The sequence below is a fragment of the Saccharospirillum sp. ABV4_185 genome (assembly GCF_056159245.1).
This window is the reverse complement of record NZ_JBSWUW010000003.1, coordinates 68,987-81,602: the sequence shown is the minus strand read 5'-3', so window position 1 is coordinate 81,602 and position 12,616 is coordinate 68,987. Positions and strand designations below refer to the sequence as shown.

Here is a 12,616-nt window from a genome sequence, read left to right as displayed (position 1 = left end):
TGTTACTCCCTTCGACTTTTGCGGTGTGGGAGCCCGACGAGCTACCAGACTGCTCCACCCCGCATCAAACTGTTGAGAAGGTTTAGAAACCGGCGTCTGGGCGCCTCCCTTCAACGGCTGCGAATACTAATGACGGGGCCTTGCAGTGTCAACTAACTTTTTGATTTTTTTCAATTTTTTCTGTCGAGCCAGGCCTGACGTGCGGCCTGCATTCGCGCTGCCAGTTGCTCGTAGGCAGAGCGTTCGACCGAACCGCTGGCCAGCCATTCCAGCACCGCCTGATCGATACGTTGCCGATCCACCTTCTGACCCAAGCCATCGGCCAGACGTTGTACCTGCAATTCCATGCGCAGGTTTTTATCCTCGGCCGGGCTGTCGATCTGCGCCAGCACTTCCAGCTCGACGGTGCGACGATGCAACTGAGTCAGAGCCTCATCGCTTGGTGGTTGGCGCCACTGTTCAAGATGGTCGGCCAGGTCGGTGGCATCGGGCGGTAATGTCAGCGACTCAAAGCTTTCAATCAGGCTGGCAGCGCCGCTGTTATCGAAGCGGGCCTGCGCTACCCAGTCGATTAACGCCTGCCAGCGCTGATCCTGGCGCTGCCGTTGTTGTCCGCGACAGGCGGCGTCGAACTGTTTTAGGGCGTTATCAAACCGTTCCTGAAGGTTTTTTTGTTGCGCTTTGGGCAGCGCGCCGAGCTCTTTAAATTGCTTTTTAAGCGCATCGACCTGAGCTTTTTCGGCTACTGGTTGATCGGTTTCGGCCAGCTCGTCCAGTTGCTCGATTAAGCCTTCAGCCTGCTGCCGATGTTGATCCAGTTCCGCTTTAAAGGCTTCCACCTGCTGACCGCGTCGCGCGAATAATTCGTCGCACACCACCCGAAAAGCTTTCCACAAACTTTGTTCATCACGACGAGCCAGGGTGCCGACCTGCTGCCACTCCTTTTGAAACTGTTTGGCGGTTTCGGTGGCCTTGCGGGTATCGGGTTCATCGAGCAATGCCTGGGCTCGTTCGATAATGGCTTCTTTGGCACGCCGGAAATCGACTTGTTCGTCCTGCAATTGAGCGCGCAGTCGTTTAATGGCGGCGTCGAAGGCTTTTTGCACGCCTTTGTTGGCGGCGCGATCGACCGGTGAATAACGCCGCCAGTCCTGACGCGCCATGTTCAGGACCCGATCGAGTTCTTTGATGTCCGTACCGCCGTTTTGAATCAGCGCTTCGTATTGTTTGAGTTGCTCCACCAGTTCCTGGCGTTTTTTCAGGTTCAGGCTGCGCAGTTTGCTTTGTTCATTAAAATATTCCCGGCACGGTTCATAGGCTTGCTGAGCCAGATCATGAAAGCTTTCCCACAATTCCTGATGCTGGTTTTGCAATCCTCGACTGAGTTGACGCCATTCATCCTGCATTTGTCGGATCGTGCGAGCGCGATCCTGTGGATCGAGCGACTGGCCGATCAAAGCACGCATGCGTTCAATCAAGGCTTCTTTTTTCGGCTGGACAGCGAAACTCTGCCAGTCGCGTAACTGTTCGACGGCACTTTTGGTTTCTTCCAGTTGCCGGAATAAGCCTGGGTGGGCGGTGTGTTTCAGCTCCGCCAGTGTGTCTTCGACACCATGCAATAAACCGGAAGCGCGCCGCAGATGACCTTCGTTCACGGCCGCCATACAACGGCGCATCAAACCGCGAGCCTGACGTACCGACTGAATTTCCGCCTGATGATGTTCCGCCAACTGGTCGTGATGACGCGCCAACGCTTGTTCGACGCGGGCTTTGAGTTGTGGCGCGGGGGTGTTTTCCGGCCAGTCGAGTTCGTGCAGCCATTCATCCAGAGCCTGAGCTTCGGTGTTCAGCTTTTCCGGCGAGCTTTCCAACTGAGTCAGCAAAGTCTGCATTGGGCCAAAGCGCTGGCTGATGGTCGCCTGATGTGACAGCGCCGTTTCAAAGGCGGTGCACAGCCGATGGAAGGCGCGCTCTTCGGTTTTGTCCGGCCGCGATTGCTGTTCGGTTTCCTGCCATTGATGTTGCTGGTCGGTTAAAAAATGCTGCGCATCGCGCAGCGCTGCATCGTCGATATCCAAGGCATCGGTGCGTTCGCGCAGTTCGTCGAGAATACGTTCGACAATCGCCTGGCGGTGCTGATCGATATTGTTTAATTCGTTAGCTGAATCGACGGCGTCAGTGGTTGCCTCGTCGCTTGCTTGCTGCGGTGTCTGCGCTCTTGCGGCCACTCTTGCCTGGGCTTTTTGCCAGGCCTGTTCAAAGCGCTGTTGCCAGCTCGGTTCTGCATGCTGCCGGTAGTCTTGCCACTGATTATTCAAGGCGGTCAGCTTGCCGACATAGAGCGGGTCGAGACTGGCTTCGGCGTGACGTTCCATTCGCTCCACCAGGCTGTGTGCCTGCTCACGCTCGGCCTGATGTTCGCGCTCCCGGGCGCGCTGCGCATCGAGCTTATCCCGGGCGATGCGATACACCGCCTTGTCGTGGCCTTTGGCCGCCCGCGCCAGTGCTTCGAGTTGCTGCTGATCGCGAAGTCGCTCAGCCGCTGCGTTACGAACCTGAGCGGAAAACCCTTCCACGGCAAGCGTGTAACAGTCTTCGTCGGACAGGCCGTCGAGCTGGGCATCGCGTTGCAGCTGTAAGGCGAGATGATCCAGCGGCGTTAATGGCAGGTTATCGAGTTCGGCGTCGTCCAGGCGGCCATCGTCGAGTCGGTTGGCAAGTTCGGCCAGAGCCGTTTGCCGCTGGCGGCGATCCTGACTGTGACTGCGCTGCGCCAACTCGGACGGCTCAATTCGGTCCGTATTCTGGGTGGATTTAACCGGAGTGTTCGATGCTTTTTTGTTATTGAACAGTTTGGAGAGCGCAGCCATCTTGCCTTACCTCGTCTGGCCGGACGAGGCAAGAGGTGCCTCGAATCGGCGAACAGTGCTAGGGTAGTGCCCCTTAGGTGCGGCCGAAGACAGCCAACTTTCGGCGCGGTGCCCAGCAGTGTAAACCCTAAAGACTTTGCCCGGAAACCACCATGACCCAGCCATCGAGCTTTCTCTGGTACGACTACGAGACCTGGGGTATTCAGCCGCGTCGCGACGGTATCGCCCAGTTTGCTGCGGTGCGTACCGATGCCAATCTGAACATTATTGGCGCGCCGGTCGACCTGAAATGCAAGCCGCTGCCCGACAGCGTCGTCTCTCCTGATGCCGCTTTGGTGACAGGTCTTAACCCGGCCGAGTGCGCTCGGGAAGGTCTTAGTGAATGGCAGTTTGCCGAGCAGATTCAAACCCTGATGGCCGAACCGGGTACCTGTGTCGTCGGTTATAACTCGCTGCGCTTTGACGACGAATTCAGCCGTCACCTCTTCTATCGCAACCTGCTCGATCCTTACAGCCGCGAATGGCGCAACGGCAACAGCCGCTGGGATCTGCTTGATGTGGTGCGGCTGACTCATGCGCTGCGGCCAGAAGGTATCGACTGGCCCAAGCACGACGACGGCACACCTTCGTTCAGACTGGAACACCTGACCGCAGCCAATGGCATTGAACACGGCAACGCCCACGATGCGGTCAGCGATGTACTGGCGACCATCGAGCTGGCGCGACTGATTCGCCGGCATCAGCCAAAACTGTTCGACTACGCGCTGGAGCTGCGCACCAAAGCCGCCGTTCGACGCCAACTGAAATTCGATACGCGCGAGCCGCATCTGCATGTCAGCGGACGTATTCCGGCGGCGCGCGGTTGCCTGGCGGTGGAATTACCCTTGATTGAACATCCCGATCGACGCAACGAAATTATCGTGCTGGATTTAACCGAAGACCCCAGCTGGTTGCTCGACCACAACGCCGACCAAGTGCGCGACTGGTTATACACCGCTACCGACGATTTGCCCGACGGCATTCCGCGCGTGCCGTTGCGCACCCTGCATTTAAACCGCAGCCCCATGGTCGCGCCTTACGCCATGCTCGATGACGAAGTGGCGCAACGGCTGAATATCGACCGCGATGCCATTGAGCGCCATCGCGCCATTGTCGACCGCTGGCACGACCTGGTTACCCTGGCGCGTGATGTGTTTCGCGACGAAGATAGAGCGCCTTTTATCGACCCGGAACACGCGCTTTATGCCGGCTTTATCGACGATCATGACCGCGGCATTCTGAACCGCATTCGCGCCAGCACCGACCGACCCGAAGCCTGGCCCGGCCTGGCTGAAGACCTGCACGATGATCGCCAGCAGACTCTGGTATTCAACGCCCGGGCGCGGCACTTCTTCGACAGCCTGAGCGCTGGCGAGGCGGCGCAATGGCGCGACCAGGTCCGAGTCAATCTGACCGATGCCGACTGGGGTTCCAGCCTGACCTGGCAGGAAGCCTTTGATCGCACCGAAGAATTACTGCAGGAACAGCCGGATACCCAGGTGTTGTTGCAGGTGAAAAGCTGGTTGGAGCAACAATCTCAAAACTTCTTAACTGAAGAAGCTGAAGTAACAAAAAAATCCACTGATGAAACAGAAGTAAATAATGAAACTGCACATACCCAATTAGGACTTTTCGACAACTAACAATAAGGGTTTAAACCATGTTCTCGCCAAAGTCTGCTAAAAAAAATATTAAAAGATCAGTAGCCAGATCAACGGGAATTCCAACAACACGTTCTGGTCGTTCAAGAAAAGTTAATCGCATACAGCAACAAGTTATCGGATTCGTTGTACTTATAGGAATCATTGCAATTTTAGCCACATGCCAATCCGACGCAGCCAACTTACTCTAGCAACTTGAACCTATAAGAGAGTTCTCAAAAGCGAAACCAAGCCAGACAATGGCTGTCTGGCTTCTCATTTGTCCGCCCTGCCCTGCGGATAAAAAATCAGATTATGCAGCCAGGCCGGCTGCTCGGTTGAATCGTTGCGGTAACCGTGTGGCTGATCGGCGTTGAAGCGCCAGACATCGCCTGGGCCCAATCGGTGCCAATCGCCATCGCTGAATATCGACAGCCAGCCACCGATGACAATCACATGCTCCACCACACCGCTTTCGTGCGCTTCTGATTCGCGTAAACACCCCGGTGCCAGTTCCAACTCCAACAACTCTGAACGCAGCTGCGCATCGAACGGAATCAGCGGCCGCACGCGGATACCGCTGCCTGCCGGTTCAAGCCGGGCATCGCCGCTATAGGCCGGTGTGGTCAATGGTGCCATCAGTTGCGAAAACGACAGCTCGTAGCCGCGTGCCAGCTTCCACAGTGTATTGAGCGTCGGGCTGGATTCGCCACGCTCGATCTGCCCCAGCATGGCCTTGCTGACACCCGTCGCTTTGGCGGCCGCATCCAGGCTCCAGCCGCGACTTTGGCGCAGGGCTTTTAAGCCGCTAGTGAGTTCTTCAGTCATACCGCCTACCTTACTTGTGCGCTATAACGCACGGTGATAGAGTTCTGCGCATTGTACGTTATAACGCACAGCCGGGCCAAAGCGCGCTGTCATTGCCAAGGAGTTCCCATGCTCAGAGATTTTTCCCCCGCCAGCATCAGCGCTGGATTAGTCGCCGTTCTGGTCGGTTTCAGCAGTTCGGCGGTGATCATTTTCCAGGCCGCCTCAGCGGCCGGTACCAATGCTGCCCAGGCCGGTTCCTGGTTATGGGCGTTGGGTCTGGGTATGGGCATTACGTCCATTGGCTTATCGCTGCAACACCGGTTGCCGCTGGTCACCGCCTGGTCGACACCGGGCGCAGCGGTGTTGGCGGTCAGTCTCGGGGACTTTTCGCTGGGCCAGGCCATTGGAGCTTTTATCGCTACCGGCTTGTTGATTCTGCTTGCCGGTTTAAGCGGTCAGGCCGAAAAGCTGACCCGCAAACTGAGCCCGGCCATTGCCGGCGCCATGCTCGCCGGGGTACTGCTGCCCTTCGGTCTGGATGCCTTCGCTGCGCTGAACGAGGCGCCCTTGCTGTCGGGCACCATGGTGGTGAGCTATTTTCTGGCGCGGCTCTGGGCGCCGCGTTTTGCGGTGCTGATTGTCGCGGCGCTAGGGTTAGCGCTGGCGTTATCGCTCGATCAGGTTGCCACTGATCAATGGCAGTGGGCGCTGGGTAAGCCGGTCTGGCAGGGCCCGGAATTTTCCTGGCAGGCGCTGCTGTCGCTGAGCTTGCCGTTGTTTCTGGTCACCATGGCCTCCCAGAACCTGCCTGGCATCGCGACCCTGACGGCTGCTGGCTATCCGTCGCCTACTTCGTCCATGCTCAAGTGGACGGGTGCGACCACCACCCTGCTCGCGCCCTTTGGTGCTTTCGCGCTGAACCTGGCCGCCATTACCGCTGCGCTGTGCATGACCGAGGATGCTCATCCAGACAAGCGCAAGCGCTATACCGCAGCGGTCTCGGCGGGTGTTTTCTATGTGTTGCTGGGAGTACTGGCGGCGACGGTGGTTGCCTTTTTCGAATCGGTACCGCCGGCTTATCTGGCGACGCTGGCCGGTTTGGCCTTGCTGCCGACGCTGGGTTCGGCGCTGGTGATGGCTTTGCAGCATGAGAACGAGCGCGAGGCGGCGCTGGTGACGCTGCTGGTCACCACCGCCAATGTCAGCCTCTTTGGCATTGGCGGCGCCTTTTGGGGGCTGGTGTTTGGCTATCTGGTGCGCAGCCGCCAGCCCCTGTTAAAAAGGTTAAAGGGAAGCGTTTAACAGGTGGTTAAGCCTTTTCCTTACCGCTTAGAAAGGCTTCGGCGGCGCGCTTGAATTCATCGCTTTTCAGCCGCTTCATAAACTGCTGCGCTTCGTCGTCAATGGCGTTGAGGATAAAGCTCATATAGCTCTGCTTCATCAGTCTTTTGGTCGCCTGTATCGCCTCGGTCGGTTGGGCGGCCAGCAACTGAGCCTGCTGGTTGGCGGCGTTGAGGTAGTTTTCGTCACCGAACACAGCGTTAATCAAACCCGCCTGCATGGCTTCCTGCGGACCGAACGACTTGCCTAACATCAGCCATTCAGCGGCCTTGTTATGACCAACGCGCAGCGGCAACAGCACCGAAGAGGCAAATTCCGGCACCAGACCGAGATTGACGAACGGCAGTTGGAAGACGGCGCTCTCGCCGCTGTAAACCAGATCGCAATGCAACAATAAGGTGGTACCGATGCCGACGGCCGGTCCGTTAACGGCAGCGACAATCGGCTTGGGAAAATCCGCCATGGTTTTCAGAAACTTCATCACAGGCGATTCATCATCGAACGGCTTTTCCAGAAAGTCGTTCAGATCATTACCGGCGGTAAAGCAGAACTTCTGGCCCGACAGCAGCACCACCTTGGCGTCGTCATCAAACTTGGCTTCGTTGAAAACGCGGTGCAGCTCAATGTACATCGCTTCCGTCAGAGCGTTACGCTTCTCCGGCCGGTTCAGGGTTAACTCAAGCACACCGTTGTTCAAACGCTGGATAATCTCGGTCATGGCGAAGGTCCTCACTGCGTTTTTGTCAGTTCAATTTAAACAAACGTTTGAATTTTGCAAAGTTAGGACGGTGTTTCGCACTGTAAAGCCAGGCGGCCAGTCGTATCGTTCCGCCAAGGAAACCCTATGTAGCCCCTTGGTATGACTCCGAAAGCGGCGATTTTGGTGTACACTTCGCCGCCATCGCCCACGGCCAGGAGACCTTCATGACGGCTATCAAGCAGGACGACCTTATCCAGAGTGTCGCCGACGCCCTCCAGTTTATTTCCTATTACCACCCCCAGGATTTTATTCAGGCCATTCATGCCGCCTATGAGCGTGAAGAATCCAAGGCCGCCAAAGACGCCATGGCGCAAATTCTGCTCAACAGCCGCATGTGTGCCGAGGGCCACCGGCCGATCTGCCAGGACACCGGCATCGTCACCGTCTTTCTGAACATCGGCATGAATGTGCGTTTCGATGACGCCACCATGGGCGTGGAAGACATGGTCAACGAAGGCGTGCGTCGCGCCTACACCCACCCGGATAACGTGCTGCGCGCGTCGGTACTGGCCGACCCCGATGGCAAACGCCAGAACACCAAGGACAACACCCCGGCGGTGATCCATACCCGTCTGGTACCCGGCGATACCCTGGAAGTGCACGTCGCGGCCAAGGGCGGCGGCAGTGAAGCCAAATCCAAGTTCGCCATGCTGAACCCGTCTGATTCAATCCTCGACTGGGTGCTGAAAGTCGTGCCGGAAATGGGCGCCGGCTGGTGTCCGCCGGGCATGCTCGGCATCGGCATCGGTGGCACCGCCGAAAAAGCCATGTTGATGGCCAAAGAATCCTTATTAGAGCCGATCGACATCAACGAACTGAAAGCGCGCGGCCCACAAAACCGTGGCGAAGAGTTGCGCCTGGAAATCTTCGAAGGCGTCAACAAGCTGGGCATCGGCGCTCAAGGCCTGGGCGGCCTGACCACTGTGCTCGACGTTAAAGTCATGGAAGCACCGACCCACGCGGCTAACAAGCCGGTGGCGATCATTCCTAACTGCGCCGCCACTCGCCACACCCACTTCAAGCTCGACGGCAGCGGCCCGGCCGACCTTAAACACCCACGCCTGGAAGACTGGCCGGATATCGTCTGGGACGCAGGTCCCACGGCGCGCAAGGTCAATCTGGACACCCTGACCAAAGAAGAAATGCTGGCGTGGGAGCCGGGCGATACCCTGCTGTTGAACGGCAAGATGTATACCGGCCGCGATGCTGCCCACAAGCGCATGGTCGATATGATCAACAAGGGTGAGCAGCTGCCGGTCGATCTGACCAATAAGCTGATCTACTACGTGGGTCCGGTCGATCCGGTGCGCGACGAAGTGGTCGGCCCAGCCGGCCCGACGACGGCCACGCGCATGGACAAATTCACCGACACCGTGCTCGAACACACCGGTTTGATCGGCATGGTTGGCAAGGCCGAGCGCGGCCCCATCGCCATCGAAGCCATCGCCAAGCACAAAGCCAGCTATCTGATGGCCGTCGGCGGCGCGGCTTACCTGGTATCCAAAGCCATTCGCAACGCTAAGGTGGTGGCCTTCGAAGACCTGGGTATGGAAGCCATCTACGAGTTTGATGTGGTGGATATGCCGGTCACCGTCGCGGTCGATACCAACGGCGACTCGGTGCACAAGACCGGTCCGCAACAGTGGGCGGCGAAGATTTTGGCGAAGGAAGTGGGTTGAGACGGGAGACGCTGAATAGCGAAACCCTCGCCTAAAATTTCGCATCTTGCCGCAACTAAAAGGGAGTCACCGTCAGGTGGCTCCCTTTTTCGTATCCGGCATCAGGCGTCCAGCGTCTTCCGTTTCCCGCGCCGCCAGGCGCAAAACAGCGTCTCCCGTCAAGCGTCTCCCCGCTTACGCTCCGCTTCACTCGCCAACACATGGGCATAAATACCAGCGACATCATCGGCAAAGCGATCAATGGCAAAGTCACGCGCAAAGTTCAACGCCTGATCCGCCAACCGCTCCCGCTCGGCATCGTTCTCCAGTAAATATTGCACCTTTTCCAACCAGAGCTTGCGATCTTCACGGGTTTTAAAACCGTTGTAACCTTCGCGCACCACATCGTCGATACCGCTGGAGCGCACCGCCACCACCGGCAAACGCGCCGCCATGGCTTCGAGAATCACCATACCCTGGGTTTCGGATTTGGACGCGAACACAAAGGCATCGCCAAGCTGGTAATAGAGCGCCATCTCATCGGGCGGGACCGGGCCTACCAGATGCACACAATCGCTCAGGTTTTTGTCATCGATGCGTTGCTGCAAAGCATCACGTTCTTCACCGTCACCAATTAACAGGCAATGAAAAGAACGTTCACTGCGACGTCGCAATGCCGCCAGAGCATCGATAATAAAATAAATATTTTTCTCTTTGCTTAACCGCGATACCGACACGAATACACAATCGTCTTTGGCAATTCCCCAATCAGTGCGCAGTTTCTCGACGGCTTTTTCATCGCGTTGTTGGAAGCGTTCAAAATCAATTCCCGTCGGCTGCACATAAAGATTGGTCGTTACCCCGATCACGCGCAGATATTCCTCCGCCGACTGGGTCGGCACAATGACGCCGGCACAGCGATTGGCAAAGCGACGGACCAAAGAGTGCGAAATAAGATTGCGGAACAACGGGCCTGGCAAAGGCACATAATGTGAGTAATGCTCCAAGCGGGTGTGGTAGGTGTAAACCGCCGGCACGCGCAACGCCTTCGCCCAGAGCAGGCCAAACCAACCGAGCCAGAACGGATGATGGATATGCACCAGATCGGGTTTAAACGCCATCATGGCGCGACGGGCACGGCGTGAGATCGGATTCGCCATGCGAAACTCACCGCTTTTACCCAGCGTCACCCAGGAACGCAGACGGACAATTTCGTCTTTATTTTCGTTTTTATCCTGATCCTTATAGCTCGGCGAAATAATTAAAACTTTGTGTCCCAGTGCCACCAGGCCACGGCGCAAACGCTCAATCGAAATCGGTACACCACCGATAAAGGGCAGATAGTTATTGGTCACCATCATCACGCGCAGCGCCTTGTCACGAAAGGGCTTCACATCGAGGTCAAAGTTCGGATAGTAATCGCGATCAACAAAGACCGAGGTATACAGCTTGATCGCCAGGGCCGTCAGGGCAAAGAGCACCAGCAAAAAATTCAGATGACCAACATAGAACAATGAATGCACAAAAAACCACAGGCTTTCGAGCGTTTTTAAGAACTGATTCTGGCCAATATCAAGACGCTGCATATCGATGCTGACGTCATCACCATCGACCTTAACAGTCACGTAGTGATAGAAGCTGGTATCGTTATTGATCACCAGACCGCCGGCACCACCGGTGGTGATATATTCAACGCCTTTGTGAGTCTGGCGATCGAATAAATGCAGATCGGAAGAGAATACTGCCGTTACCTGATGGCGACTGAAGATCGTCTGTAATTGCTGACCGAAGGCTTCATCGGCCAGATAATCTTCGGCGAAATCCACCGGTGTTTCCTGCATCGGTTTTAACAGCGCATCACCTAAAAATACAAAGCGATGCTTTGGCTGGTCATCAAGTAACTGCTGATTCAACCAATACAACTGGAATTCGTAAGCGTCCGGGTCAGTGGTATCCAGAAAAATAAACTGACTGTTACCGGCCTTGAACGAATAAAAATATGGACCAAAGTGTTCGTAGAAATGGAAAGAACCAAAGATGCTGGTTTCATTCTCACCGACCGTTAGCAGATAGGGCATCTCAAGATGGCTCAGCGAACGGTACAGCGCGCGATACTTATCTTCACCCCCACCGCTGACCGCATTACCGGCGGACACCAAAAAATCAGATTCGGTTTTGTTAATGATAGGAATCATGGTGCGCTCAAAGACGCCCACCGAGTTGTTGATGTTGCCCACCACAGCAAAAGACAGCTCACTATGACCGGCCAACTTTTCCTGCACCGCTTCAATCTGGTGCGCATGGACCGCTGAATAATCCTGCTCAAAATAAACCAGGTAAATTCGATAACCGACTAACGACAGTATCAACAGGATATTAATGTAAAAAATAAACTTCAGTCGTCGTGGAGTGAACCAGCCTTTTATTGTCATTTTGGGGCTCCGTCTGTCAGTTCACGCTGAGTAACGAAGATACCGATCAACATACCCAGGTAGATGGTCAAAGCACGCCAGCCAACCGTCACCAGTACCAAATGACCGGCCGTCAATACATCGGAGAAGAAGTGACCGAACACGCCTTCGGCAATACCGGAAGCGCCCGGTGTTGGGGAGAAATACATTACAAAGGTCGTGATCACCATACGGCCGACCACCAGCCAATAAGACAAGTCATAACCCAACGCCCAACACAGCAGCGCCGGGAATGAAAACAGCGACAACAGAAACAAGGCGGTAAACAACCAGGACGCCAGAATATCGCGCCAGCGACCACTGAAATAGCGTCCGAATCCTTGCGCGAAACGACGCAGTTCCCGCACCAGACGCAAGCGCCAGCGACGCTGTCGCGCCGCGCTGATCAAATGAAAAACACGCAGCAATTTCAAACAGAACAACAGCGGCCGCGCTAGCCAGGAGGGCCTTAATAAAAGCACCGCAAAGAAACTTAAATAGAGCACCACGCAGACAATCAAGGTAGAGACTAAGGACGACTGTTGCGCTGCCGATTCCGCGCCCGGCAAGGTCAGCAATAACACCGGAGTGGCGCCGAAAATAAACAGCACCGCGAGAACGGTACGAATGGTGGTCGCTGTCATGGCGGTGCCAATGGCCACACCACGACGCTGTAAAAACCACACCTGGGCAAAACCGCCACCGGTAGCCATCGGCGTGACGTTGGAGACAAAGACATTCAAAAACACCAGCCGGCCCATGGACGACAAGGGCACCTTTTCGCCCAAGGCGCGCAAGGTGTACCACAGCCGTAATGCATCGGAGGCAAAATAAATAACCAGCAAGAGCGCATAACCAGCCAAGGCAGAAGGCGCCAGCAAGCGGTTATCCCAACTCAATGAATGTCCGGCTACCTGGCTGTAAACGGCATAAACACCGGCCAGGCTGAGACCAATAAACAGCAGCGTAAACAGCAGTAAACGCTGGGTATTCGGAGTGCCTTCCCTCGCCCCCGACGAAGCGCGATGAGTACTATTGGTCATGGTAT

General features: G+C 56.1%; 8 protein-coding genes. 3 read left to right on the top strand and 5 right to left on the bottom strand.

Annotated elements, in window-relative coordinates:
* Positions 1-170: 170 nt before the first annotated feature.
* Positions 171-2,870: a DUF349 domain-containing protein gene (locus ACXAE6_RS18550; protein ID WP_475152883.1), complete on the bottom strand. Its 2,700-nt coding sequence runs from the start codon at positions 2,868-2,870 to the stop codon at positions 171-173.
* 152 nt (positions 2,871-3,022) lie between these two features.
* On the opposite strand from ACXAE6_RS18550, the gene sbcB reads away from it, so the two are divergent.
* Positions 3,023-4,552 (top strand): exodeoxyribonuclease I, encoded by a 1,530-nt coding sequence (sbcB, locus tag ACXAE6_RS18545; protein WP_475152878.1) that lies wholly within the window; start codon positions 3,023-3,025, stop codon positions 4,550-4,552.
* Positions 4,553-4,825: 273 nt separating this feature from the next.
* Here the strand turns inward: sbcB and ACXAE6_RS18540 are convergent, their stop codons facing one another.
* Positions 4,826-5,377 carry a helix-turn-helix domain-containing protein gene (locus ACXAE6_RS18540; protein ID WP_475152875.1) on the bottom strand — a complete coding sequence of 184 codons (552 nt, stop codon included), beginning with the start codon at positions 5,375-5,377 and terminating at the stop codon, positions 4,826-4,828.
* A 108-nt stretch (positions 5,378-5,485) separates the two neighbouring features.
* On the opposite strand from ACXAE6_RS18540, the gene ACXAE6_RS18535 reads away from it, so the two are divergent.
* Complete coding sequence (locus ACXAE6_RS18535; protein WP_475152872.1) at positions 5,486-6,661, top strand: benzoate/H(+) symporter BenE family transporter; 1,176 nt, start codon at positions 5,486-5,488, stop codon at positions 6,659-6,661.
* 7 nt (positions 6,662-6,668) lie between these two features.
* On the opposite strand, the gene ACXAE6_RS18530 is transcribed toward ACXAE6_RS18535, so the two are convergent.
* Complete coding sequence (locus ACXAE6_RS18530) at positions 6,669-7,418, bottom strand: enoyl-CoA hydratase (RefSeq protein WP_475152866.1); 750 nt, start codon at positions 7,416-7,418, stop codon at positions 6,669-6,671.
* Between the two features lie 206 nt (positions 7,419-7,624).
* On the opposite strand from ACXAE6_RS18530, the gene ACXAE6_RS18525 reads away from it, so the two are divergent.
* Positions 7,625-9,139, top strand: a complete 1,515-nt coding sequence (locus tag ACXAE6_RS18525) for a fumarate hydratase (protein ID WP_475152861.1) — start codon at positions 7,625-7,627, stop codon at positions 9,137-9,139.
* Positions 9,140-9,297: 158 nt separating this feature from the next.
* On the opposite strand, the gene ACXAE6_RS18520 is transcribed toward ACXAE6_RS18525, so the two are convergent.
* Together ACXAE6_RS18520 and ACXAE6_RS18515 are read right to left on the bottom strand one after the other, a co-directional pair.
* A complete protein-coding gene (locus ACXAE6_RS18520; RefSeq protein ID WP_475152856.1) occupies positions 9,298-11,550 on the bottom strand; it encodes a glycosyltransferase in 2,253 nt (750 codons plus the stop codon).
* Complete coding sequence (locus ACXAE6_RS18515; RefSeq protein ID WP_475152851.1) at positions 11,547-12,611, bottom strand: lysylphosphatidylglycerol synthase transmembrane domain-containing protein; 1,065 nt, start codon at positions 12,609-12,611, stop codon at positions 11,547-11,549. The genes ACXAE6_RS18520 and ACXAE6_RS18515 overlap by 4 nt, the downstream gene beginning before the upstream one ends.
* Positions 12,612-12,616 lie beyond the last annotated feature (5 nt).

Excerpts from the sequence above, each read along its gene's own strand:
- ACXAE6_RS18535 (WP_475152872.1), top strand. The coding sequence starts at position 5,486 with ATGCTCAGAGATTTTTCCCCCGCCAGCATCAGCGCTGGATTAGTCGCC.
- ACXAE6_RS18530 (WP_475152866.1), bottom strand. The coding sequence starts at position 7,418 with ATGACCGAGATTATCCAGCGTTTGAACAACGGTGTGCTTGAGTTAACC.
- ACXAE6_RS18540 (WP_475152875.1), bottom strand. The coding sequence starts at position 5,377 with ATGACTGAAGAACTCACTAGCGGCTTAAAAGCCCTGCGCCAAAGTCGC.
- sbcB (WP_475152878.1), top strand. The coding sequence starts at position 3,023 with ATGACCCAGCCATCGAGCTTTCTCTGGTACGACTACGAGACCTGGGGT.
- ACXAE6_RS18515 (WP_475152851.1), bottom strand. The coding sequence starts at position 12,611 with ATGACCAATAGTACTCATCGCGCTTCGTCGGGGGCGAGGGAAGGCACT.
- ACXAE6_RS18525 (WP_475152861.1), top strand. The coding sequence starts at position 7,625 with ATGACGGCTATCAAGCAGGACGACCTTATCCAGAGTGTCGCCGACGCC.
- ACXAE6_RS18520 (WP_475152856.1), bottom strand. The coding sequence starts at position 11,550 with ATGACAATAAAAGGCTGGTTCACTCCACGACGACTGAAGTTTATTTTT.
- ACXAE6_RS18550 (WP_475152883.1), bottom strand. The coding sequence starts at position 2,870 with ATGGCTGCGCTCTCCAAACTGTTCAATAACAAAAAAGCATCGAACACT.